The 23,850-nt window shown below is 63.8% G+C and carries 17 protein-coding genes; 9 read left to right on the plus strand and 8 right to left on the minus strand.

Annotated elements, in window-relative coordinates; translation table 11 throughout:
* Nucleotides 1–402: 402 nt before the first annotated feature.
* From NKH19_RS16560 to hutI, 6 genes are all read right to left on the minus strand, one after another.
* Nucleotides 403–9,006, minus strand: coding sequence for a glycoside hydrolase family 94 protein (locus NKH19_RS16560; RefSeq protein ID WP_352869542.1), 8,604 nt, complete (start codon nucleotides 9,004–9,006; stop codon nucleotides 403–405).
* Between the two features lie 267 nt (nucleotides 9,007–9,273).
* Complete coding sequence (locus NKH19_RS16565; protein WP_352869540.1) at nucleotides 9,274–9,861, minus strand: HutD/Ves family protein; 588 nt, start codon at nucleotides 9,859–9,861, stop codon at nucleotides 9,274–9,276.
* A 12-nt stretch (nucleotides 9,862–9,873) separates the two neighbouring features.
* Nucleotides 9,874–11,544, minus strand: coding sequence for a urocanate hydratase (gene hutU, locus NKH19_RS16570; protein ID WP_352869538.1), 1,671 nt, complete (start codon nucleotides 11,542–11,544; stop codon nucleotides 9,874–9,876).
* Nucleotides 11,545–11,570: 26 nt separating this feature from the next.
* On the minus strand, nucleotides 11,571–12,389 hold the full coding sequence (gene hutG / locus NKH19_RS16575) for an N-formylglutamate deformylase (RefSeq protein WP_352869536.1): 819 nt from the start codon (nucleotides 12,387–12,389) through the stop codon (nucleotides 11,571–11,573).
* 64 nt (nucleotides 12,390–12,453) lie between these two features.
* Entirely contained in the window at nucleotides 12,454–13,989 is a 1,536-nt protein-coding gene (gene hutH / locus NKH19_RS16580; protein WP_352869534.1) for a histidine ammonia-lyase, read from the minus strand.
* Nucleotides 13,986–15,221 (minus strand): imidazolonepropionase, encoded by a 1,236-nt coding sequence (gene hutI, locus NKH19_RS16585; RefSeq protein WP_352869532.1) that lies wholly within the window; start codon nucleotides 15,219–15,221, stop codon nucleotides 13,986–13,988. Before hutI ends, hutH begins: the two co-directional genes overlap by 4 nt.
* 96 nt (nucleotides 15,222–15,317) lie before the next feature.
* Here hutI and NKH19_RS16590 point away from each other — a divergent pair, with 96 nt between their 5' ends.
* Nucleotides 15,318–16,670: a formimidoylglutamate deiminase gene (locus NKH19_RS16590; protein ID WP_352869530.1), complete on the plus strand. Its 1,353-nt coding sequence runs from the start codon at nucleotides 15,318–15,320 to the stop codon at nucleotides 16,668–16,670.
* Nucleotides 16,667–17,407, plus strand: coding sequence for a histidine utilization transcriptional repressor HutC (hutC, locus tag NKH19_RS16595; protein ID WP_352869528.1), 741 nt, complete (start codon nucleotides 16,667–16,669; stop codon nucleotides 17,405–17,407). The genes NKH19_RS16590 and hutC overlap by 4 nt, the downstream gene beginning before the upstream one ends.
* A 47-nt stretch (nucleotides 17,408–17,454) precedes the next feature.
* Here the strand turns inward: hutC and NKH19_RS16600 are convergent, their stop codons facing one another.
* Complete coding sequence (locus NKH19_RS16600) at nucleotides 17,455–17,799, minus strand: RidA family protein (protein WP_352869526.1); 345 nt, start codon at nucleotides 17,797–17,799, stop codon at nucleotides 17,455–17,457.
* A gap of 227 nt (nucleotides 17,800–18,026) precedes the next feature.
* Between NKH19_RS16600 and aztA the strand changes: the two genes are divergently transcribed.
* From aztA to NKH19_RS16630, 6 genes are all read left to right on the plus strand, one after another.
* Nucleotides 18,027–18,824, plus strand: a complete 798-nt coding sequence (gene aztA, locus NKH19_RS16605; protein WP_352869524.1) for a zinc ABC transporter ATP-binding protein AztA — start codon at nucleotides 18,027–18,029, stop codon at nucleotides 18,822–18,824.
* Nucleotides 18,824–19,699 carry a zinc ABC transporter permease AztB gene (gene aztB / locus NKH19_RS16610; RefSeq protein WP_352869522.1) on the plus strand — a complete coding sequence of 292 codons (876 nt, stop codon included), beginning with the start codon at nucleotides 18,824–18,826 and terminating at the stop codon, nucleotides 19,697–19,699. The genes aztA and aztB overlap by 1 nt, the downstream gene beginning before the upstream one ends.
* 28 nt (nucleotides 19,700–19,727) lie before the next feature.
* Entirely contained in the window at nucleotides 19,728–20,669 is a 942-nt protein-coding gene (gene aztC / locus NKH19_RS16615; protein ID WP_352869520.1) for a zinc ABC transporter substrate-binding protein AztC, read from the plus strand.
* A gap of 119 nt (nucleotides 20,670–20,788) precedes the next feature.
* Complete coding sequence (locus NKH19_RS16620; protein ID WP_352869518.1) at nucleotides 20,789–21,211, plus strand: YeeE/YedE family protein; 423 nt, start codon at nucleotides 20,789–20,791, stop codon at nucleotides 21,209–21,211.
* A gap of 4 nt (nucleotides 21,212–21,215) precedes the next feature.
* Nucleotides 21,216–21,653: a DUF6691 family protein gene (locus tag NKH19_RS16625; RefSeq protein ID WP_352869516.1), complete on the plus strand. Its 438-nt coding sequence runs from the start codon at nucleotides 21,216–21,218 to the stop codon at nucleotides 21,651–21,653.
* 68 nt (nucleotides 21,654–21,721) lie between these two features.
* Nucleotides 21,722–22,060 carry a protein tyrosine phosphatase family protein gene (locus NKH19_RS16630; protein WP_352869514.1) on the plus strand — a complete coding sequence of 113 codons (339 nt, stop codon included), beginning with the start codon at nucleotides 21,722–21,724 and terminating at the stop codon, nucleotides 22,058–22,060.
* A gap of 13 nt (nucleotides 22,061–22,073) precedes the next feature.
* Here the strand turns inward: NKH19_RS16630 and NKH19_RS16635 are convergent, their stop codons facing one another.
* Nucleotides 22,074–22,541: an Lrp/AsnC family transcriptional regulator gene (locus NKH19_RS16635; RefSeq protein ID WP_023762149.1), complete on the minus strand. Its 468-nt coding sequence runs from the start codon at nucleotides 22,539–22,541 to the stop codon at nucleotides 22,074–22,076.
* Nucleotides 22,542–22,678: 137 nt separating this feature from the next.
* Between NKH19_RS16635 and hppD the strand changes: the two genes are divergently transcribed.
* Nucleotides 22,679–23,791: a 4-hydroxyphenylpyruvate dioxygenase gene (gene hppD, locus NKH19_RS16640; RefSeq protein ID WP_352869512.1), complete on the plus strand. Its 1,113-nt coding sequence runs from the start codon at nucleotides 22,679–22,681 to the stop codon at nucleotides 23,789–23,791.
* The last annotated feature ends 59 nt before the right edge of the window (nucleotides 23,792–23,850 follow it).

Raw genomic sequence — 23,850 nt, forward strand, 5'->3', positions numbered from 1 at the left:
CAAAAGATGGCGACGTTCCGAAATCTGCCGTGATCACCTAACGGTTTGAGAAGACAGGTAAAATGTCAGGCATGCGGCGAAATCATGGCAGCTGGCGGGTGCTGCCATAATTTTAATCAGCAACAATGTCGGGCGGATGACTGGGGCCGAAATCGCCTTCTGCACAGTATAGGACAAAACTAAGCGGCCGCGCGCCCCTCCAGGCGACAGGAGCCCACGTCTCGCAGCTCGACGCGACTCCTATGGCGCCCTCAAGCCTTTGATTTCATGCGCTTCTCTGGGGCATGCCCTTCAGTCGGGCCGATGGCAACGCCGGGCGGCATGGCGCCTCTAATCCTGTCATCGTCCAAAAACCGCGCTCCCGGGCCCGGGCCTGAGAGCGCGCTTTTTAGGCAACATGCATCAGGCCGGGATCCTGACGACGACGTCGGTAACTTCGCCATCCTTCAGTTCGAGCGCCGAAGCCTTGGTCTTTGCCCCATTCACCTCCAGCGACACGGCCTTGGCCTTATTGTCGCGGATGACACGAACCTTGAGTTCCGCCCCCAGCATCTTGAGGGTCGCCGAATAGCCGTCCCAGTGACTGGGCAGTTTCGGCTTGAACTGGACGCGCTTGCCGCGCCGCTCGATGCCCAAAATGCCTTCGACCGCCGCCCTGTAGAGCCAGCCGGCGGAGCCCGTGTACCAGGTCCAGCCGCCACGGCCGCCCTTGCTGTTGCCGGCATTGTCGTCCCCGGCATAGATATCGGCCGCCACGACATAGGGCTCGACGCGATAGTGCTCGGCCGAGGCCTCGTCGGTCGCATGATTGACCGGGTTCAGCATCGAGAAACAGCGATAGGCCTCGTCGGTGCGCCCCATCTCGGCGAGCGCGATGACGAACCATGTGGCGGCGTGGGTGTACTGGCCGCCATTCTCGCGCACGCCGGGCGGATAGCTCTTGATGTAGCCTGGGTCCTTATCCGTCTTCGAGAAGGGCGGCGTGAACAGCTTGACGATCTTGAGCTTGTCGTCGACGAGCAGCTTCGTCGCCTGCTCCATCGCCGTCGTCGACCGTGCCGGATCGCCCTCTCCCGAAAGCACGCTCCAGGACTGGGCGATCGAGTCGATCTTGCACTCCCGCGAGGTCCGCGACCCCAGCGGGCTGCCGTCGTCGAAGCTGCCGCGCCGATACCATTCGCCGTCCCATGCCGTGCTTTCAAGCGCCCGCTTCAGCACATCGGCATGTTTCGCCCAGGCCTGCGCACGCTTGGCATCGCCCTCGGACTTGGCAACGGGGGCGAAGTCACCCAGAGTCTTCAACAGGAACCAGCCGAGCCAGACGCTCTCGCCCTTGCCCTGCCCGCCGACGCGGTTCATGCCGTCGTTCCAGTCGCCGCCAAGGATCAGCGGCAGGCCCGCGGGACTGCTGCGCTTGATGGCGAGGTCGAGCGCCCGCGCGCAATGGTCGTAGAGCGACGCCGTCTTCTTCGAAACCTCGGGAGTGAAGAAGGCATCGTGCTCGCCCTCGCCCAACGCCTGTCCGTCGATGAAGGGCGGTTGCTCCTTCAGGATGGTGGCATCGCCGGTGACCAGCAGATAGCGAGCCGTGGCGTGGGCCAGCCAGACCACGTCGTCGGAGATCAGCGTGCGCACGCCGGCGCCGGTGCGCGGCAGCCACCAGTGCTGCACGTCGCCTTCGGGGAACTGCCGCCGCGCCGCGTTGAGTATCTGGTCACGCGCCAGCTGCGGGTCATGCGCCAGCAACGCCAGCGTATCCTGCAGCTGGTCGCGGAAGCCGAAGGCACCGCTGGCCTGATAGAAGGCGGAGCGGGCGCGGATGCGACAGGCCAGGCTCTGATAGGGCAGCCAATGATTGACCATGGCGTCGAGCGACTTGTCCGGCGTCTCGACCTGGATGGTGTCGAGGAAGCCGCGCCACTCGCGCTCATTGTCGGCCAGACGCTGGTCGAAATCCTTGACCCGGTGCTCCCGCACCAAGGTGCTCGCCTCCTCGGCGGACTCGGCGTCACCGAGCAGCCAAAGCAGCGTCACGTCGCCGCCGGCCGGGATCTCGATGTCGCGGGCGATCGCCGCGCACGGATCATCGCCGGCCTCGACACGGTCCGATAGTGCGGCACCGCTCAGCACCGCCTGCGGAAGCTCGCTGGAGCCGTGCCGGCCCAGGAACTCCGAGCGATCTGATGTCACCGAGTGCACGCCGCCATCGGTGGCAAGGAAGGCCACCCGCTCGCTGAAATCGAGGCCGTAGGGGTTTTGCGCCAGCAACGCGCCGCTGGCAGCGTCCCGAGATGGAACGATGGTTGCCGCCGTGCGCGATCGATGCCCGCCGAGCACCCATTCGGCATAGGCATAGACACGCAGGCGCGCCGGCACCGAGCCGGAATTCTGAATACGCAGCCGCGAAATCTTCACCGGGTCTACCGGATCGACGACATGGGTGAGATCCATCGACAGCGGCCCGCGCTTCGCGCGGAAGGTCGAGAAACCCTGGCCATGCCAGGCCTCGTAGGTCATCGAGGGATCGCGCACCATGGCGGCGAGAGGCGAGAACGCCTTGCCGCTGGCCTGATCGTAAATATAGAGGCCCTCGCCCGGCCGGTTCGAGACCGGATCATTCGACCATGGCGTCAACTGGTAGTCGCGGCTGTTGCGGCTCCAGGTGAAGGCAGCCCCCTCGGCGGAGGTATGGAAGCCGAACGAGGCGTTGGAGACGACGTTGATCCATGGCTGCGGTGTGGTGCGCCGGCCAGCCAGGCGCACGACATAGTGCCGCCCGTCGCCGTCGAAACCGCCAAATCCATTCCACTGGCGGAGCCCGCTTCCATCGGCGCTGACATTAGCGATCGCCTGCGAGGTAAATGCTTGCATCGTGGGCGCCAGGGACGGCAGTTCACGCGGAACCGGCAATGCCGCCGGCAGCAGGGCGTCGCGGGCCTGCAGGGCCGCCGCCTCGGCCCGCTCGATCTGGTCGAAGATGGTGCCGTTGCGCGTGTGCAGGACGACGCGGGCGACAGCGAGTAGCGTCTTGTAGGTCGTCTCGTCCATGAGGTCGCGGCGCACCGCGAAAATGTGCTGGCGAGGTCCGAGCTCCTTGCCGCGCAAGCGGCTGTTTTCGCACAGCGTCTCGACCGCTCGCTGCAGGTCCTGGACATAGGAGGACGCCTGCTCGTTGACGACGACGAAATCGATCATCATGCCGCGGGTGCGCATGTATTCCTGGAAACGCAGCGCCTGGGCAACGATTTCGAGATCGGCGACATCGCCGATTCTGACCAGGAAGATCGGGAAATCTCCGGAAATGCTGGTCGGCCACAGGCTCGACTGCTTGCCCAGCCCCGTGGTGATGGATTCGGCCGGAAGACGCAGGAACGGATCCGGATAGATCAGATAGCGCGCCAGCTTCTGCACATTGGCGGCATCGGTCAGGCTGAGGCCCATATGACGCGTCTGGACCTGGCTGCGCGTCCAGGCGAGCATGGCCTGGCGGGCAAAACTTTCGGGATGATCGAGCCGGGCGATAGCCTCGTCCAGTTCGGCACGCCCGGCGCCGACCACGGTCCAGAAGGTCAACGATATCTTCTTGTTGGCCGGCACGCGCACTTGCCGGCGCAGCGAGGCGACGGGATCGAGCGTGAAGCCTGAATGGCCGCCGAGCCTGGCGCCCGGATCGAACGCGGCTGCGTCGACGATGGTACGGCCTCGGCCGATGAAGGCGCGCCTGTCGGTCTCGGCCTCGGCGTCGCGCGCCGATCCGGACGGATCGGTGACGAAATGCACCATGGCGATATCCGGCTCGCTGGTCTCGCGCTTGCGCCGTGTGGCGAAGATCGCCGCGTTATTCGTAGAGATTTCGGTTTCCACGAACATCTTCGAGAACGCCGGATGCGCGTAATCAGATGCTTCCAGGCCGAGCACCAGTTCGGCAAAGGAGGTTACTTCAATGCGACGGTCGGATGGGCCGTCATTGTAGAGCGTGACCCGACGACCCTCGCCATTGCCTTCCGAAATGACGATACATTCGACCTCGGAGCGCAACGTGCCCACCGATTTGACGAAGCTCGCCTTGTCGTCGGAGAACAAGGTCTGCGCCGTTTCCTCGGCCGCGCGCTTCGGCTCCGATGTCGCCGACCACCAGTCGCCGGTATCGGCGTCTCGCAGGAAGATGTAGGAGCCAAGCCGGTCCTCGGTCGGGTCCGGCTGCCAGCGGGTGACGGCGAGATCGCCCCAGCGGCTGTAGCCCGAGCCGGTCGCCGTGACCATCACCGAATAACGGCCGTTCGACATGACGTTGGTCGAGCGCAGCGATTGCAGCGGGTTGAGCACGATGCGGGTGTCGGGGCTCTCGATCTCGGTCTCGTCCTTGGAGCGTTCGTCGGCCTCGGTCCTGACGGTCGCGGTCGGAATGTCGCGTGGCGCTCGCTCCTGCAGCAGCAATTCGGCCGATTCGATGACCGGATCGCTGTGGAAGCGGTCGCGCATGCGACCTTCGAAAATGGCGTCGGCGACCGCCACGATCGACATGCCCGAATGGTGCGCCATGTAGTTCTGCACGACGACATGGTCGGTGCCTTCCGGCACGCGCTGCGGCGTGAAGTCGACGGCGTCGTAGTAACCGTGGCGGCCTAGTGCGCCGACTTCCCTGAGGCGGGCGAGATTCTGCACGGCTTCGCGCGGGTTGAACTGTGCCGCGAGTATCGTGGCGTAAGGCGCGATCACCGTGTTCTGGCCAAGGCCGCGCTTCAGCCCGAGCCCAGGCACGCCGAAATTGGTGTACTGGTAGGTCAGTTCCCGGTCGCGGGCATTGTAGGCCGCTTCCGAAATGCCCCACGGCACGTTCTTCTGGCGGCCATACTGGATCTGGCGCTTGATGATCAGCTTGCTGGTTTGGTTGAGAATGCTGCCTTGCGGCTCCTTCATCACCAGCGGCGGCATCAAATATTCGAACATCGAGCCGGACCAGGACATCAGCGCGCCCTGGAAACCGATCTCGACGATCGGCCGGCCGAGCCGGAACCAGTGCTCGGTCGGCAGGTCACCCTTGGCGATGGCGAACAGGCTGGTCAGCCGCGCCTCGGAAGCCAGAAGGTCGTAGCAGCTTTCATCGAGCTGGTGTTCCTCGACCCGGTAGCCGATCGACAGCAGCTTGCGTTCCGGCCGCATCAGGAATGAGAAATCCATCTCGAAGGCGAAGCGGCGCGTGCGCTCGCGCAAGGTGAGCAGCTTGGCACGCAGCGCCTCGACGGCGTTGTCGTCGCTGTGCGCGTCAAGGACGTGGGCTTCGCAGGTGGCTTCCAGCCTTGCCGCCCAGTCGACGATGACGTCGCTCTGGGGCGATGCCGCCTCGGTGTGGATGGCGGTGGCAAGCTTGCGGATCTCGCCGGCCAGGACAGCGAGGTTGATGGTGCGGATCGACGCCATTTCCGGCTGCGCCTTGATGGTGTCGACCGCGCGCCGCATGCCGTCGAGACGGTCGGCGAGGCGCTGGCGCAGGGGGCGCAGCTGACGACGGTCGTCGGGCAGCTCATCGAGGCTTTCGCCGAGGATGGTGACGGTGTCGAGAATGCCTTCGAAATCGCCCTGAAGATGGACGGAGGGCGCTTCCGCCCATTCGGCGCAGGCTGCCGCCACCGCCACCAGATGGCCGGCAAGATTGCCGCTGTCGACAGCCGAGATGTAGAGCGGGTAGAGCGGCTTCAGCGTCGTCGTGTCATACCAGTTGAAGAGGTGGCCGCGGTCGCGCGGCATGCCCTCGATCGTCGACATGGTGGCGTCGATGCGGGTGATGGCGTCGGACAGGCTGATCCAGCCGAAATCGCGAGCGGAGACGACGGACAGCAGGTAGACGCCGATATTGGTCGGCGAGGTGCGCGGCGCCACCACCGGCGCCGGGCTTTCCTGGAAATTGTCCGGCGGCAGATGGTGATGCTCCGATGTCACGAAGCTTTCGAAATAGTGCCATGTGCGCCGCGCCACCGTGCGCAACGTATGGATGTCGGCCTGCGATATGCGCAGACGATCCTCGGTTTCAGCCGAACGGCTGATCCAGCTGGCGATGGCGGGCGAGCCAATCCAGAACAGGGCGAAGAAGAAGGCAACGAAGGCGCCGGTCGAATCGGCCAGCACCGGAATGGCAAGGCCGACGAAGCCGATGATCACGGCGCCATACATCATGCCGTAATACGATCCGACATCATTGTCGCCCGCCTTGTGCGCCTGCGAGGCGGTGCGCCATTCCAAAAGGTTCTGGCGGCTGACGAACAGCCGGTAGAGCGTGCGGACAATGGCGTCGCCCATCATCCAGGCGTTGTGCGCCATCAGCACGATCTTCAGCGCCACCATGGCGGTGCCGAAGGCCACGTCGCGTGCCAGGGCCGAGAAATGGCCGCGCGGCGTCTGGTCGCCACTCTTGGGCAGAATGGCGTTGACGATGTCGAATGTCGGCGCCATGAACAGGCTGAGGATCAGCAGGGCCTGCCATTGCGCGGCCTGCGTGAAGGGCAGCAGCGTCCAGCCGGCGATCGCCGCCATCACCCAGAAGATCGGCGTCAGCGAGCGGCGCAGATTGTCGATCATCTTCCAGCGCGACAGAGCCGGCACGCCGGAGCGCGGATCGAGCATGAAGCCGAGGAGCTGCCAGTCGCCGCGTGCCCAGCGATGGTGGCGCGAGGCATCGACCGAGTAGCGCGTCGGATAGTCTTCGACCAGTTCGACGTCGGTGACCAGCGCCGCGCGCGCCAGCGCGCCTTCCAGCAGATCGTGGCTGAGGATGGTATTTTCATCGATGCGGCCCTGCAACGCCGCCTCGAAGGCATCGACATGGTAGAGGCCCTTGCCGGTGAAGGAACCGTCGCCGAAGACGTCCTGATAGAGATCGGACACGGCAAAGACATAGGGGTCGAGGCCGCGATTGGCCGAGAAGACCCGCTGGAAAAACGACGCGTCGTCGCCGCTGGTCAGCGACGCGGTGATGCGCGGCTGCAGGATCGCGTAGCCGGCGGTGACGAGGCGCTTGCTGGCATCGAAATGCGGGCGATTGAGCGGGTGGCAAAGCTTGCCGACCAAGGTCGCGACCGCGTCGCGGGTGGTGCGCGTGTCGGCATCGAGCGTCATCACATGGACGACGCTCTCCGGCAGCGGCACGTCGAGCGGCAAGAACGTGGTGTCGCTGTCGCCGCGCAGCAGAAGGTCGAGCTCGTGCAGCTTGCCGCGCTTGCGCTCCCAGCCCATCCAGAACCCTTGAGCCGCATTGAACAGCCGGCGCCGGTGCAGGATGTAGAAACGCGGCGCGCCTTCGGAGGGATAGCGGTCGTTGAGACGGGCGATCTCGGCGCGGGCGAATTCGAGGATTTCAGTATCCGCCGCATCGACCTCGGTCTTGCTGTCGGGCCAGTCAGACAGCAGCGCGAAATGGATTTCATCGGCCGTGTTGGCGAGATGATGCACCTCGATATTGCGAATGTTCTCCTCGACATCGTCGCGCGAGCCGATCAGCGACGGCACCACCACCAGCGTGCGCGCCTCGGGCGGTACGCCGTGCCTGTAATCGTAGCCGACGAGGCGCGTCGGTTTGAGGAACAGCGATACGACAGTATTGAAGAAGGCGAGCGCGCCCTCGCTGGCCGGCACGGCAAACAGCGCCAGCATCAGGACGATCGACGGCACCGACAGACCAAGATTGGTGAGTGCGTTGCCGGAGAGGACGAGAAGCAGGGCCGTCAGCGCAAACACCGGTACGACGATGCCAAGCCACCCGGTCTTGCGGAAGCTGCGTTTGACCGTCTGGCTGATGGTCGGCCGATAGCCGATCGCCTTCTCCAGCTCCAGCCGGCGCGGTCCGACGAGAAAGAACCCGACATCGGTATGGGCGGATGCGGCAGGGACGGCATTGGCTATATCATCGCCCGACATGGTCTCGCCGGCGGCGTGGCCGGCCAGCTCGATGGCCTTTTCGGCGACGCGATATTCCGAAAGGCCCGAACGGCGCGCCAGTTCCTCGATCGCGGTCCGGTATTGATCACGCGAGAAGAAGTCGAGCGCGGAGAAATCGGTGCGCTCGCGCAGCACGGTGTCGATGCGGCTGACGCCTTCGAACCACACGGTCCAGTCGATGTCGTTGATGAGGCGCAGACCGCGGATGATGTTGCCCGTCGTCACATTGCCGCTGGACAGCGTGTGATGTTCGGAAATGATGATTTCCTCGGCGTCGGAGCCGGCCTTTTCGAGTTCGCTTTCCAGCCATTCCAGGGCCTTGCCCGCATTCTGCGATCCATCGCGCAGACGGTAGAGCAGCTGGGTGGCGAAGGTGGTGTCCTGCGCATGGGCGCTGAAGTTGGACAGGATCGCTTGCCGGTCGGCACTGTCGTCGGTGGCCAGAACCTTGTCCGCCACATCATTGGCGATCTGGCGCATCTGACGGGTGCGGTTGACCCTGACCGCCAGCCGGCGGAGATTTTCAATCAGGACGAAGCGCAACAGGGAAGGCAGCGCCCAGAGTTCGCCGATCTTCAGCGGCTCGACCGATTGAAAACCCTGGACGATTGCCTTGAACATCGTCGCCGAGACGGAACTGTCCGAATGCGCCACATAGGTCCAGGCCAGCGCCAGCGCGCGCGGAACGCTACCGTTATCCGGCAGTTTCAGGGTCGGCAGCTGGCGATAGAAGCGGCGCGGCAGATCGCGCTTGACCTGGAAAATAGTCTCTTCGACCAGATAATTGTTGTCGAGCAGCCACTGAGCCGACGGCGTGATCGTCTCGCCCCTCGCCTGCGCCGCATTCGTCGACCGGTAGACTTCCAAAATCTTCTTGGCACTGTCACGGACACGGGCTTGAAAATCGAAAGGCGTCAGGCCGAACAAATCCGTGAGGTCGCCTTTTGCCAGCCTTTCACCGAGCAGCCGAAGGCGCTCTTCAGGCAGGTAATTGGAGCGGATCGGCTCTTCGGTGATGGCCGGGAAGCTCGCGCTTGTCTTCTCTATTTGGGCAGGGGTCGTCTGAATATTCATTGAAAATTCCGTAAGCGGGGCAGTCAGCGGCGTCACCGCCACGGCAATGGCCCTAAAACCGATTCAAATGCAATTGGTTGCATAAACCCCATTTGCCGAAAGTTTGTTTCCGCACCACGACAGGGCGTCATCTCAGCGAAAAACAACGACGAGCGCCCCTCTTCCCGTCGGGATCGATCGACGGAAAGGATTCGGGCTTTTTCGTGATGCCCGCCGTCAGCTTACGCTATAATTCGTCGGCATCGCGATCATGTTTGGAAACAGGCGTTAACCGTTGTCGGAAATGCCGCCGATCCGGATCACGAACAGTGTCGTGGCGTGGGCAGGCTGGACAAGCACGCCAGCGGTGCTCGGGTCCGTTACCAGCGTGTCCAAAGCTCCGAGGAGAACCGATCCGATGTCGCCCACGGTGATGTCCCCGTCCAGGCATAGGATCAGGGTCGTCCTCGCCTCGGTCCTGATTTCCACGGGAGCCGAAACGACCAGGCGTTCGACCGAATGCGTCATCCGGCTTCTGCGGGTCATGACATTGAGATCGGTGATCGGCCCGCCGATCAGCGTGGCCGAGGTCTGCACGTCGGCCGGGAAGGAAAACAGGGCGGTCGCCCTGTTTATGGATGTCGGCGGATAACCGGCAATCTCGAGGACGATGCCCTCGCCTTCGAGCACGGCAAGGGTGCGATCGATACCGGCAAACTGCGAGAACGGGCCGCTCGATTCGACGCGCGCCATCGAGACGCGCCAGTCGAAGTCGTCGAGCCCGGCGCCAGTCGGCGAAACGGCGATCTCGGTCGTCACGCCGCCGCCGTTCTTCCACGGCATCGACCGGTATTCGGCTGCACGCAGGATGCGCATCGGTTCAGGCAATCAGCCGAGAATGCCGGGCAGGTTGAGCTGGTGCTCCTTGGCGCATTCGATGGCGATTTCGTAACCGGCATCGGCGTGGCGCATCACACCGGTCGCCGGGTCATTCCACAACACCCGTTCCAGGCGTTTGGCCGCTTCGCGCGTGCCGTCGGCAACGATGACCATGCCTGCGTGCTGGGAAAAGCCCATGCCGACGCCACCGCCATGGTGCAGCGACACCCAGGTGGCGCCCGATGCCGTGTTGAGCAGTGCGTTGAGCAGCGGCCAGTCGGACACAGCGTCCGAGCCGTCCTTCATGGATTCCGTCTCACGGTTCGGCGAGGCGACCGAGCCGGAATCGAGGTGATCGCGACCGATGACGACGGGCGCCTTCAACTCACCCTTGGCCACCATCTCATTGAAGGCGAGGCCGAGCCGATGCCGGTCGCCGAGCCCAACCCAGCAGATACGCGCCGGCAGGCCTTGAAAGGCGATGCGCTCACGCGCCATGTCGAGCCAGTTGTGGAGGTGGGTGTTGCCGGGCGTCAGTTCGCGCACCTTGGCGTCGGTCTTGTAGATATCCTCCGGATCGCCCGACAGGGCCACCCAGCGGAACGGGCCAATGCCGCGGCAAAACAGCGGACGGATATAGGCCGGCACGAAACCGGGGAAGGCGAAAGCGTTCTCGAACCCCTCTTCCTTGGCCACCTGGCGGATGTTGTTGCCATAGTCGAGCGTCGGCACACCCGCGTTCCAGAATGCCACCATCGCCTCGACATGTTCGCGCATCGACGCGCGGGCGGCCTTCTCGACCGCCTTGGGGTCGCTGACGCGCTTCTCGCGCCATTCGGCCATACTCCAGCCCTTCGGCAGATAGCCATTGATGGGATCATGAGCCGAAGTCTGGTCGGTGACCATATTCGGGCGGATACCGCGCCTGAATATTTCGGGGACGATCTCAGCGGCATTGCCAAGCAGGCCTACCGACTTCGCCTCGCCGGCCTTGGTCCAGCGCTCGATCATCTCCATCGCTTCATCGAGTGTCTCGGCCTTCTCGTCGACATAGCGTGTGCGCAGGCGGAAATCGATCGAGTCGGGATTGCATTCGATCGCCAGGCAGCAGGCACCAGCCATGACGGCGGCGAGCGGCTGGGCGCCGCCCATGCCGCCAAGTCCACCGGTCAGTATCCATTTTCCCTTCAAATTGCCGCCATAATGCTGGCGGCCGGCCTCGACGAAGGTCTCGTAGGTGCCCTGGACGATGCCTTGCGTGCCGATGTAGATCCACGAGCCGGCCGTCATCTGGCCGTACATCATCAGGCCCTTCCTATCGAGCTCGTTGAATTTCTCCCAGGTCGCCCAATGCGGCACGAGGTTGGAGTTGGCGATCAGCACGCGTGGCGCGTCGGGATGGGTGCGGAAGACGCCGACCGGCTTGCCCGACTGGACCAGCAAAGTCTCGTCATCGGCCAGCGTCCTCAAGGAGGCGACGATACGGTCGAAATCGTTCCAGGTGCGTGCCGCCCGGCCGATGCCGCCATAGACAACGAGCTCGTTGGGATTTTCGGCGACGTCCGGGTCGAGATTGTTCATCAGCATGCGCAGCGGCGCTTCCGTCAACCAGGAGCGCGCGCTGATTTCGCTGCCACGCGGGCTGCGGACTTCACGGATGTTGTGGCGAGGATTGTTCATGGCGTCACTCCAAAAAGGACCTGATGTCAGACGCGCGCCCAGGATGTCGCGGCCTCAAGGATTTTCCGCAGCGTCGCGCGGATCGGTGCTGCGAACTCGGCATCGTAAGGCACCGGCCAATTGTCCGGCATACCCTTGCCGTCGGGCTCGCGCATGTAGCCGCGGTTGGAGAGCTCCATCTGCAGCGCATGCACGCCCTGTTGTGGCTGGCCGAAATGGCGTGTGATCCAGCCGCCCTTGAAGCGGCCGTTTACGACAGCGGATTCGCCGGTTTCGGCCATGATCTGACCGATCATCGCCTGCAGGGCCGGATCGGCGCTCTTGCCGTCATTGGTGCCTAGATTGAACACCGGCAGCATGCCGTCGAACAGGCGCGGCAGCACCGAGCGGATCGAGTGGCAGTCATAGACGACGATCTTTCCGTGCAGGCCTCGCAGCCGGTCGATCTCGGCCTGCAGAGCGGCATGATAGGGTGCGAAGAATTTTTCACGGCGCTCGTCGATCTCCGATGGCCCCGGTTCTTCGCCCTCCCGATACAGCGGATCGCCATCGAAAGTCTCGGTCGGACACAGGCCAGTCGTCGCCTGACCGGGATAGAGCGACGCGCCGGACGGATCACGGTTGACGTCGATGACCGTGCGCGAGATCGCCGTATGCACGACAGTCGCCCCAAGGTCGGTGGCGAAATCGTAAAGTTTGTCGATCCACCAGTCGCAATCGCGGCGGCCGAGCCAGGGCGACACCAGCCGGTTCTCGAGACCGGCGAGATCGATGCCGGTGTGCGGGATCGACACCAGCAACGGGGCAGTACCGCGCGTGACCGTGAGCCAGGAGGGTGACGTCATGAGAGATCCCCCTGCGTTGGAGCCCTACTGCGCGAAGGAACGCAGCCTATGATGGCGAGCATTCTCATGACGCAATCCCCGGCAGCGCTATCGCGCCGGCTGCCTTAATAGTCGCGCCGCTGCGCACCATGGCGATCGCCTTTTCCATATCTGGGTGGAAATGCCGGTCATTGTCGAGATGCGGCACCTCGGCCCGGACCAGCTTGCGCACGGCTTCAAGTGGCGCGCTCGATGCCAGCGGGGCATGGAAGTCGCAGCCTTGTGCCGCGGCCAGCAATTCGATGCCGATGACCGCGGTGGCGTTCTCGACCATGCCGATCAGCCGGCGCGCGCCATGCGCGGCCATCGAAACGTGGTCCTCCTGGTTGGCCGAAGTGGGTATCGAATCGACGCTGGCCGGATAGGCTTTCTGCTTGTTTTCGGAAACGAGAGCCGCCGCCGTCACCTGCGGGATCATGAAGCCGGAGTTCAGGCCGGGCTTCGGCGTCAGGAAGGCCGGCATGCCCGACAATGCCGGGTCGACCAGCATGGCGATGCGGCGTTCCGACAATGAACCGATCTCGCAGACCGCGAGCGCGATCATGTCGGCGGCGAAGGCCACCGGCTCGGCGTGGAAATTGCCGCCCGAAAGGGCCGTGTCATCCTCGGCGAAGATCAGCGGATTGTCGGTGACGCCATTGGCCTCGGTGCCTAGCGTGTCGGCGGCCTGGCGCAGGACGGTGAGCGCCGCGCCCATGACCTGCGGCTGGCAGCGCAGGCAATACGGATCCTGCACGCGCTCGTCGCCAACCCGGTGCGATTCACGGATGGCGCTGCCGGCCATCAGATTGCGCAGGGCGTCCGCCGTCTCGATCTGGCCGCGATGCTGTCTCAGCGCATGGATGCGCGGGTCGAAGGGGGCGTCCGAGCCTTTCGCGGCATCGGTCGACAGTGCGCCAGCGACCAGCGCCGACTGGTAGAGCACTTCGGCCTCGAACAGAGCGGCGAGCGCATAGGCCGTCGAGAATTGCGTGCCGTTGAGCAGCGCCAGACCTTCCTTGGCGCCCAATGTCACCGGCTCCAGCCCGTGCGAGACAAAGGCGACCTTGGCCGGAAAACGGCCATGCGGGGTGAAGCATTCGCCAACGCCGATCATCACCGCCGTCATGTGCGACAGCGGGGCAAGGTCGCCGGAGGCGCCGACCGAGCCTTGCGCCGGCACCACCGGGATGACGTCGTTGGCCAGCATCGCTTCCAGCAACTCGATGGTCTGCGGGCGCACGCCGGAGGCGCCCTGCGCCAGGCTGGCCAGCTTCAGCGCCATCATCAGCCGGCAAACGGATGATGGCATCGGCTCGCCGACGCCGGCGGCGTGCGACAGCACGATGTTGCGCTGCAAGGTCTCAAGGTCTTCGGCGGGGATACGAACGCTGGCCAGTTTGCCGAAGCCGGTGTTGATGCCGTAGACCGGCTCGCCCTTGGCAACGATCCTGGCGACGGCCTCGGCGCTCGCCTTGATTTTCGGCCGGCAGGCATTGTCAAGCTTGGGCACGGCGCCGCGATAGATCGCGCGCCAGTCGGCCAGCGTCGCATTGCCGGGCTTCAGGGTCAGTTCGGTCATTGTCCTCTCCAGATGCGGGCATGCAGCGGGTTGAAGCCCATGCGATAGACGAGTTCAGCGGGGCGCTCGATGTTCCAGATCGCCAGGTCGGCGGATTTACCGACCTCCAGCGTGGCGGTTTCACCCAGCAAACCAAGCGCGCGGGCGGCCTCGCGGGTGACGCCGGCAAGGCATTCGTCGACTGTCAGGCCGAACAAGGTCGCCGCCATATTCATGGTCAGAAGCAGCGAGGTCAGCGGCGAGGTGCCGGGATTGTTGTCGGTGGCGACAGCCATCTTGACGCCGTTCCGGCGGAACAGGCCGATCGGCGGCTTCTTTGTTTCGCGAATGAAATAGTAAGCGCCGGGCAGGATCGTCGCCACGGTTCCCGCCCTGGCCATCGCCGCCGCACCCGCTTCATCGGTGTATTCGAGATGATCGGCCGACAGCGCGCCATAGCGGGCGGCGAGTTCGGCGCCATGCAGGTTGGACAGTTGGTCGGCATGAAGCTTGACCGGCAGGCCGGCCGCCTTGGCGGCATCGAAGACGCGCGCCATCTGGTCCGGCGAAAAGGCGATGCCCTCGCAAAAGCCGTCGACCGCATCGGCCAGCCCCTCGGCGGCAACCGCCGGGAGAATTTCTTTGGCGACTAGATCGATGAAGGCGTCCTTGTCGCCCTTGGCTTCCGGCGGCAGGGCATGGGCGCCGAGGAAGGTTGTGCGGATCGTCACCGGCCGCTCACCGCCCAGCCGGCGTGCGGCACGCAGCGATTTTTTCTCATTTTCCAGATCAAGCCCATAGCCCGACTTGATCTCAACGGTGGTCACACCCTCGGCGATCAGCGCATCGAGGCGCGGCAGCGATTGCGCGACCAGGTCGCTCTCGCTGGCGGCCCGCAAGGATTTGACCGAGGAGACAATGCCGCCGCCGGCCCTGGCGACCTCTTCATAGGTGGCGCCGGCCAGCCGCATCTCGAATTCGTTGGCGCGGTTGCCGGCATGGACCAGATGGGTGTGGCAATCGATCAGGCCTGGCGTGATCCAGCGGCCCTCGCAATCGATCGTCTCGGCACCCTTGGCAAATGCCGCGGGGATCTCCGATTCGGGACCGGCATAGACTATGCGGCCGTCACGTGCGGCGATCGCGCCATGTTCGACGATGCCTAGTCCGGCCGCGTTTTCGGCCAACGTCGCCAAGCGTGCGTCGCGCCAGATGCGAATCGCCCCCGCCCGGCTTTTGCTCTCTGCAACCATCGTCTTTTCCGTTTCAATCGATGGCGATTATGTATATACATATTGAAACGCACTGCAAGCCATCATCGCACGAGAGACAGAGAACCGGAGAGAAAAGTGACTGATATCTTCGCGGAACAGGCACTCCTTCCCAATGGCTGGCACGACAATGTGCGGCTCACCTGCGCCAATGGACGCATCACGGCCGTCGAACCTGGAGCCACAGCGCTGGCCGGCGACGAACGTCACGCGATCCTGCTGCCCGGCATGCCCAACCTGCACAGCCACGCCTTCCAACGCGGCATGGCGGGCCTTGCCGAGCTTCGCGGCCCCTCCGCCGACAGTTTCTGGAGCTGGCGCGAGGTGATGTACCGCTTCGCCCTGTCGATGACGCCCGATCAGGTCGAGGCGGTTGCGGCGCAACTCTATGTCGAGATGTTGGAGGCCGGTTTTTCGCGCGTCGGCGAATTTCACTATCTGCATCACGACAGCGACGGAAAACCCTATTCCAACCTCGCCGAGATGGCCGAACGCATTGCGGCGGCGGCCGGCGAAACGGGTATCGGCCTGACACTGCTGCCCGTGTTTTATGCGCACTCGTCTTTCGGCGGCGCCGCTCCGAACGAAGGCCAGCGGCGATTCGTCAACGATGTGAATCGGTTCTCCCGGCTTGTTGAGAAAAGCCGGGAATCCCTTCGCGCTTTGGGTCAAGCGGTTATCGGGGTAGCCCCGCACAGTTTGCGTGCGGCGACACCACAGGAATTAGCCGAGGTGGCTGCCATTGCGCCGGACGGGCCGATCCACATCCACGTCGCCGAGCAGGTGAAGGAAGTCGAGGACTGCCTTGCCTGGTCGGGCGCGCGGCCGGTCGAATTTCTGCTTGGCCATGCCGAGGTCGACCAACGCTGGTGCCTGATCCACGCCACGCATATGACCGATGCGGAAACGATCGGCATGGCCAAGAGCGGCGCGATTGCCGGTCTTTGCCCGATCACCGAGGCCAATCTCGGCGACGGCACTTTTGCCGCGCCGCTGTTCAGAGAGCATGGCGGCCGCTTCGGGGTCGGCTCCGATTCCAACGTTCTGATCGGGCTGCCCGACGAATTGCGCCAGCTCGAATATTCGCAGCGCCTCGCCCACCGCGCCCGCAACGTGCTCGCGGTCGCCGGCGGCTCGACCGGCCGCGCGCTGTTCGACGCCGCGCTTGACGGCGGCAGCGTCGCGCTTGGTGCCGGCGCCTCAGCGATCGCCGCCGGCGCACCCGCCGATCTCGTCTCGCTCGACGCCGGCAGTCCTTCGCTGGCCGGCAAATTCGGCGACGCTATCCTCGACGCCTGGATCTTTGCCGACGGCAGCAAGGTCGATTGCGTTTGGGTGCATGGCCAAAAACAGGTCAGCGGCGGCAGGCATGTCAAGCGCGAGGCCATCGCTGAGCGGTTTCGCAGCGTGATGATGGCGCTTTCGGCATGAGCATGACCGGGACAATAGGGACGGAAGGCGGCGGCTCGCTGCACCAGCGCATCCTGTCCGACATCAGCGAACGCATCATGTCCGGCGCCTGGGCGCCTGGTCACCGCATTCCGTTCGAACACGAACTGAGCACGCAATACAATTGCTCGCGCATGACGGTGAACAAGGCGTTGTCGCAACTGGCCAAGGCCGGGCTGATCGAGCGCCGGCGTCGTTCGGGCAGTTTCGTCCGCCGGCCGCAGTCGCAGGCGGCGGTGCTGGAAATCCACGACATCCGCATCGAGGTCGAAGCGCTCGGCCTAGCCTATCGCTACGAGCGCGTGGCGCGACACAAGAGGCTCAGCAGCGCCGAGGATCGCGCGCTGCTGGAGTTGGGCGTGGCCGGGCCGGTGCTGGCGCTGGAGTGTCGGCATTTCGCCGGCGAGCGGCCATTCGCGCATGAACAGCGGGTGATCAACCTTGCCGCCGTGCCTGAAGCAGCCGACGAGGAATTTCTCGCCATCGCGCCAGGGCCATGGCTGATCGGCCGTGTGCCGTGGAGCGAAGCCGAGCACCGGATTCGCGCTGTCGCCGCCGACAGGCATATCGCGGCCGCGCTCGATATCGCAGCCGGCGCGCCGTGCCTGGTGGTCGAACGGCGGACATGGAGCGCCGAACATCCGGTCACTCATGTGCGCTTCACCTATGCGGCGGAGAGCCACACGCTGGTGGCGCGGTTCAAGCCGTCGCAGGGGTGAGGCCGATCTCCCCCCTCGTGGGGGAGATCAGCAGCTTCACCGTCGCCTCAGATCGCGGCAGTGATAATAATCTCGACCAGATATTCCGGTCCGGCGAGCTTTGCTTCGCCGGTGGCGCGGGCCGGCGTGTTGCCTTGCGGCACCCACTTGTCCCACTCCGCGTTCATCTCGGCGAAGGTGCCCATATCGGCCAGCCAGATGATCGCCTGCAGGATCTTGGTCTTGTCGGAGCCGGCCTTGGCCAGCAGTTCGTCGACGGCCGCCAGGATGTCCCTGGTCTGTGAAGCGACGTTGCCGGTCGGCTGACCGACCTGACCGGCCAGATAGACGGTGTTGCCGTGGATGACGATCTGGCTCATGCGCGGGCCAACATCGATGCGACGAATGCTCATTGGATGGTTCCTTCCAGTGTCGGTTGCGTCTCTTTAAAGTTGCAGCCGACTTCGGGCAAGGTCGCCCGGTCAAATCCCCTTGGGCCAACGGCGCATGACGTCCTTACACGGCAAGTTGACCCGGCAGCCGCAATTCCGCCGGATTGGCTTGTTGACTAATGTAATAACATCACATATCCAATCGGCCGCTAACAGCAGCCGGATTTCGCCGCCCCACGGATCGCAGAATGACAAACACCTGCCTGACATTCCGCGACCTGACGCTTGGCTACGGCAGCCATCCGGCGATCCATCATCTCGACGGCACCATCCGCAAGGGCTCGCTGACGGCTGTCGTCGGCGCCAACGGCTCCGGCAAATCGACGCTGATGAAAGGCATTGTCGGCGTGCTGAAACCAATGGCCGGCGAGGTCATCCGTGCGCCTGGCGTTCGCGCCGCCTACCTGCCGCAGCAATCGGAACTCGACCGCTCCTTTCCGGCACGGGTGGTGGATCTGGTCTCGCTTGGCCTGTGGCCACGGCGTGGCCTGCTTGGCCGCTACACCAGGCAAGATCGCGACGACGTCAGCAAGGCGCTGATGGCGGTCGGCCTCGGCGGCTTCGAGAAGCGTCCGATCGACACACTTTCGGGAGGCCAGCTGCAGCGCACGCTGTTTGCGCGTGTCCTGCTGCAGGACGCCGACCTCATCCTGCTCGACGAACCGTTCAACGCCGTCGACGCCAAGACGGTCGGCGACCTCATTGCCCTGATCAAGCACTGGCATGGCGAGGAACGGACCATCATGGTGGTCGTCCACGACCTCGATCTGGTGCGGCAGAATTTCCCCGAAACGCTGCTTCTCGCCCGCCAGCCGATTGCCTGGGGCGAGACAAGGGAAACGCTGAAGCCCGAAAACCTGCTGCGCGCCCGCCGCTTCCACGAAGCCTGGGAAGAGAATGCGCCCTGGTGCGAGCCAGACGAGCATGATCACGGCCATGGGCACGATCACCACCATCACCATGGCATCGGACCGAGGGCCGCCTGATGGACACGCTTTACGGTCTTTTCATCGCGCCCTTCGCCGATTTCGGCTTCATGCAGCGGGCCCTGATCGGTTCGCTGATGCTGTCGCTCGGTGCCTGCCCGGTCGGCGTCTTCCTGATGCTGCGGCGCATGAGCCTGTCGGGCGACGCCATGGCGCACGCCATCTTGCCGGGTGCTGCCGCCGGCTTCCTGCTCTATGGGCTGGAGATCCTGCCGATGACCATCGGCGGCCTGATCGCCGGCATCATCGTCGCGCTCGGCGCAGGCGCCGTATCGCGCTTCACCATCCAGCGCGAGGACGCCTCGATGGCGGCGTTCTATCTGATTTCGCTCGCCATCGGCGTGCTGATGGTGTCGATCCGCGGCTCCAGCGTCGATCTCATGCATGTGCTGTTCGGCACTGTGCTGGCGCTCAACGATGAAGCACTGACACTGATCGGCGGCATCGTCGCGGTGACACTGGTCAGCCTCGCCATCTTCTGGCGGGCATTGGTCGCCGAATGCCTCGACCCGCTGTTCCTGCGTTCGGTCAGCCGGCTCGGCAGTCCGGTGCATTTCATCTTCCTTGGGCTCGTCGTGCTCAACCTCGTCGGTGGCTTCCAGGCGCTCGGTACGCTTCTGTCGGTGGGGCTGATGATGCTGCCGGCCGCCGCCGCCCGCTTCTGGACGGTGCGCGTCGAGCCGATGTGCGTGCTGGCGGTGCTGATCGGCTTTGTCTCCTGCATCGCCGGGCTGCTTTTGTCTTATCACGCGTCGCTGCCGTCCGGCCCGGCTATCATCCTGTCGGCTGGCGTCGTTTATTTCGCCTCGATCCTGTTTGGCACGCGCGGCATCCTGCGCGCCCGCATCGTCCATCACCGTCACAGAACGGCCTGATCCCCCGCCCCTAAAAGGAGACCCGCCCATGCTGAAATCGATCCGCTCCGCCCTGGCGATGAGCGTTATAACATTAACCGCCTTTGACGCATCGTCGGCCTTTGCGGCACCGCTGAAAGTGGTCGCCAGCTTCACCGTCATTGCCGATTTCGCCAGAAATGTCGGCGGCGACCGCATCGATGTTACCACCATTGTCGGGCCGGATGGCGACGCCCATGTCTACGAGCCGAGCCCGGCCGACGCGGTGGCCATGGCCAAGGCCGATATCGTGCTGGTCAACGGCCTGCATTTCGAAGGTTTTTTGCAGCGGCTTGTCGATGCCAGCGCCACCAAGGCCTCGATCATCACCTTGACCAAGGGCGTGACGCCGATCGATTTCAAGCCTGAATTCGCCGATGCCGACGCGGCCGAAGGTGCCGGCACCGGCGGCGGCAAAACGGTCACCGATCCGCACGCCTTCCAGTCGATCGCCAATGCCAAGATCTATGTGAACAACATCGCCGAGGCCTTCTGCGCGGCCGACTCCGACGGCTGCGTCAGCTACCAGACCAATGCCGCCGCCTACACCAAGAAGCTCGATGCGGTCGAAGGTGAAGTGAAAGCGGCGATCGCTTCGATCCCGGAAGCGAAGCGCGTGGTCATCACCTCGCATGACGCCTTCGGCTATTTCGAACACGCATACGGCCTGACCTTCCTGGCTCCGCAAGGCATCTCGACCGACTCCGAACCGTCCGCCGCCGATGTCGCCAAGCTGGTCACCCAGGTGAAGCAGGACAAGGCGGCCGCGATCTTCGTCGAGAACATCACCAACCCGCGCCTGATCGAGCAGATCGCCAGCGAGACCGGCATCAAGGTCGGCGGCACGCTCTATTCGGATGCGCTGTCGCAGCCCGACGGCCCGGCCTCGACCTATATCGACATGATGCACAACAACATCCGCCAAATAAAAGGAGCGATCCTCGGCAGCTGATTGATCGACACCTTCGATCCGGCCGGACGAGATAGCCCAGCCGGATTTTCCGCCGGAAATGTATATCCGCGTTATAATCGTCTCACGCAGATATACCTCAGTTCGAAAGCTGGCGCTCCATGACAGACTTCACCCCGTTCCAGTCGCTGCTTGGCGGCGCTCTCATCGGCCTGTCGGCGGCGCTGCTGATGGCTTTTCATGGCCGGATTGCCGGGATGACCGGCATCCTCACCGGTATCATCCCGCCACTTTCCTCCGAATGGCGGTGGCGGGCCGCCTTTCTCGTCGGCGCCGTGGCGGCGCCGCTTGCCTACCAAGCTGTCGGCGGACACATCGCCTTCAGCGTGCCCGTGCCGACGCTCGCACTTATCGTCGGCGGCTTGCTCGTCGGCATCGGCGTGCATTTCGGCGCCGGCTGCCCGAGCGGTCACGGCATTTGCGGCATGGCGCGCCTGTCGCCACGCTCGTTCGCTGCCGTCGCGACCTTCATGATCACCGCCTTCGCCACCGTCTTCATCGTCCGCCACGTGGTCGGAGGCTGAACCCATGAACAAGCTCGTCTCGGCATTCCTGATCGGCGGGGTTTTCGGCCTCGGCATTGCCGTTTCCGGAATGATCAATCCAGCAAAGGTACTGAACTTCTTCGACATTGCCGGTACATGGGATGCAAGCCTGATCTTCGTCATGGGCGGCGGTCTGGTGGTCGCCTTCGCCGGTTACCGGCTGGTGTTCGGCCGCCGCAAGGCGCCGGTGTTCGAAATCGCCTTCGCGCTGCCGACGAAGCGCGCCATCGACGCGGAGCTGATTGGCGGCGCCGCAATCTTCGGTATCGGCTGGGGCATTGCCGGCTTCTGTCCCGGCGGTGCCATCCCTGCCCTTGGTCTTGGCTATTCAGCGACACCAATCTTTGTCGCGGCAGTGATTGCCGGTATCGTCGTGGCGCGTTTCGCCAGGGCAAGGCTCGCTCAGCCGGCCGCGGCATAGGATTCGAGTTGCCGGCCACGTCAGGGAATGGCAAGACTCCCGTCAAATCAGATTGCGAGGACATCGTCATGGAATATCGTGAGATCAGCGAGGACTATTCGGTCTCGGGCCAGATCCAGCCCGAAGACGTCGCCGCCATCAAGGCCGCCGGCTTCAAGAGCGTCATCTGCAACCGACCCGACGACGAGCAGCCCGGCCAGCCTTCGGCCGACACGCTCAAGATGGCCGTCGAAGCCGCCGGTCTCGCCTTCCGCTATATCCCCGTCATCAGCGGCCAGATCACGGCCGAGAATGTCGAGGATCAGGCCGAGGCACTGGATGAGCTCGACGGCCCGGTCTTCGCCTATTGCCGCTCCGGGGCGCGCTGCACCAATCTCTACGGGCTGATCCAGCAGTCGAAGGGTTAGATCGGCTCAAGGGTCAAATCGGCAGCGCGCCGGTTTCCTTCAGTGTCTCCAGCACGATCGCCGTCTTCACATGCTGCACGGATTCGTGCGGCAGGAGCACGCCGTTGACGAATTCCGACAGCGACTTCAAATCGGGCGTCACCACTTTCAAGATGTAGTCCATCTCGCCGGTCAGCGCGTGCGCTTCCTGCACCTCGGGCAGCCGCGCCACCAGTTCGCCGAAGCGCCGCGCATTGTCGCGATTGTGAGTGGCCAATGTCACCGATATGACGTTGACCAAGGAAAAACCGAGCTTGTCGCGGTCGAGCACCGCCCGATACCCCTTGATAAAGCCGTCCTCCTCCAGCCGCTGGCGGCGGCGCGAGCATTGCGACGCCGACAGGTTCACCCGCTCCGAAAGGTCATTGTTAGTCAGCCGCGCATCGCCCTGCAACAGCGCCATTATCTTGCGGTCGAACTGGTCAATGCGCGTCTCATCCATGGCTTTGGTCCACATCATGCATATTTTGCGCATGAGATGACCATTTCAAGCGTTTGAATGCAAGCACCATGCACCGCGTCCGCGTTATGATGGCGTCAGATGGCCTTTCCAGGCCAAGCCAGATTCGGAGGAATATCATGGGCCCCTTCCCGCACGACGCCCCACCCGCCAAGATCAGCAAGGACAACCCCGCCGGCACGGATGGGTTCGAGTTCGTCGAATTCGCGCATCCGGAGCCGCGGAAGCTCGCCGAACTGTTCACCCGGATGGGGTATATCGCGGTGGCCAAGCACCGCACCAAGGACATCACAGTCTGGCGCCAGGGCGACATCAACTATGTCGTCAATGCCGAGCCCGGCTCCCATGCGATGAAATTCGCCGACAAGCACGGCCCCTGCGCCGCCTCGATGGCCTGGCGCGTGGTCGATGCCAAACACGCTTTCGAGCACGCTGTCGCCAAAGGCGCCACGCCTTACGAAGGCGCCGACAAGGCGCTCGACGTGCCGGCAATCGTCGGCATCGGCGGCTCGCTGCTCTATTTCATCGAGACCTACGGGAAGAAGGGCTCGGCCTATGATGCCGAGTTCGAATGGCTGGGCGAGCGTGACCCGCGGCCGGAAGGCGTCGGCTTCTACTACCTCGATCACCTGACCCACAATGTCTATCGCGGCCAGATGGACAAATGGTGGGATTTCTACCGCAATCTGTTCGGCTTCAAGCAGATCCATTTCTTCGACATCGACGGCAAGATCACCGGCCTTGTCAGCCGCGCCATCACCTCGCCCTGCGGCAAGATCCGTATTCCGCTGAACGAGTCCAAGGACGAGACCAGCCAGATCGCCGAATACCTGAAGAAGTACAATGGCGAAGGCATCCAGCACATAGCGGTCGGCACCGACGAGATTTATGCCGCCACCGACAGGCTAGCCGAAAACGGGCTGAAATTCATGCCCGGCCCGCCGGATACCTATTACGACATGTCCTATGCCAGGGTGAACGGCCATGATGAGCCGATCGAGCGGATGAAGAAGCACGGCATCCTGATCGACGGCGAAGGTGTCGTGGACGGCGGCACGACCAAGATCCTGCTGCAGATCTTTTCGAAAACCGTGATCGGACCGATCTTCTTCGAGTTCATCCAGCGCAAGGGCGACGAAGGCTTTGGCGAGGGCAATTTCCGCGCGCTGTTCGAATCGATCGAGCAGGACCAGATCAAGCGCGGTGTGATCAAGGTTCAGGCGGCGGAATGAGTCGACCCGAACTGAGACTCTTGTGGTGCGGCCAATTATGACCTAAATTATGGTCATAA

Origin of the sequence: Mesorhizobium sp. M1338, from assembly GCF_040318045.1 — a bacterium.
In the GTDB taxonomy this organism is placed as follows: domain Bacteria; phylum Pseudomonadota; class Alphaproteobacteria; order Rhizobiales; family Rhizobiaceae; genus Mesorhizobium.

Coding starts and splice junctions, on each gene's coding strand:
- NKH19_RS16565 (WP_352869540.1), bottom strand. CDS start 9,861: ATGCGCATCCTGCGTGCAGCCGAATACCGGTCGATGCCGTGGAAGAAC.
- aztB (WP_352869522.1), top strand. CDS start 18,824: ATGGACACGCTTTACGGTCTTTTCATCGCGCCCTTCGCCGATTTCGGC.
- aztC (WP_352869520.1), top strand. CDS start 19,728: ATGCTGAAATCGATCCGCTCCGCCCTGGCGATGAGCGTTATAACATTA.
- aztA (WP_352869524.1), top strand. CDS start 18,027: ATGACAAACACCTGCCTGACATTCCGCGACCTGACGCTTGGCTACGGC.
- NKH19_RS16600 (WP_352869526.1), bottom strand. CDS start 17,799: ATGAGCATTCGTCGCATCGATGTTGGCCCGCGCATGAGCCAGATCGTC.
- hutC (WP_352869528.1), top strand. CDS start 16,667: ATGAGCATGACCGGGACAATAGGGACGGAAGGCGGCGGCTCGCTGCAC.
- NKH19_RS16630 (WP_352869514.1), top strand. CDS start 21,722: ATGGAATATCGTGAGATCAGCGAGGACTATTCGGTCTCGGGCCAGATC.
- hppD (WP_352869512.1), top strand. CDS start 22,679: ATGGGCCCCTTCCCGCACGACGCCCCACCCGCCAAGATCAGCAAGGAC.
- NKH19_RS16635 (WP_023762149.1), bottom strand. CDS start 22,541: ATGGATGAGACGCGCATTGACCAGTTCGACCGCAAGATAATGGCGCTG.
- hutI (WP_352869532.1), bottom strand. CDS start 15,221: ATGGTTGCAGAGAGCAAAAGCCGGGCGGGGGCGATTCGCATCTGGCGC.
- NKH19_RS16625 (WP_352869516.1), top strand. CDS start 21,216: ATGAACAAGCTCGTCTCGGCATTCCTGATCGGCGGGGTTTTCGGCCTC.
- hutG (WP_352869536.1), bottom strand. CDS start 12,389: ATGACGTCACCCTCCTGGCTCACGGTCACGCGCGGTACTGCCCCGTTG.
- NKH19_RS16620 (WP_352869518.1), top strand. CDS start 20,789: ATGACAGACTTCACCCCGTTCCAGTCGCTGCTTGGCGGCGCTCTCATC.
- NKH19_RS16560 (WP_352869542.1), bottom strand. CDS start 9,006: ATGAATATTCAGACGACCCCTGCCCAAATAGAGAAGACAAGCGCGAGC.
- hutU (WP_352869538.1), bottom strand. CDS start 11,544: ATGAACAATCCTCGCCACAACATCCGTGAAGTCCGCAGCCCGCGTGGC.
- hutH (WP_352869534.1), bottom strand. CDS start 13,989: ATGACCGAACTGACCCTGAAGCCCGGCAATGCGACGCTGGCCGACTGG.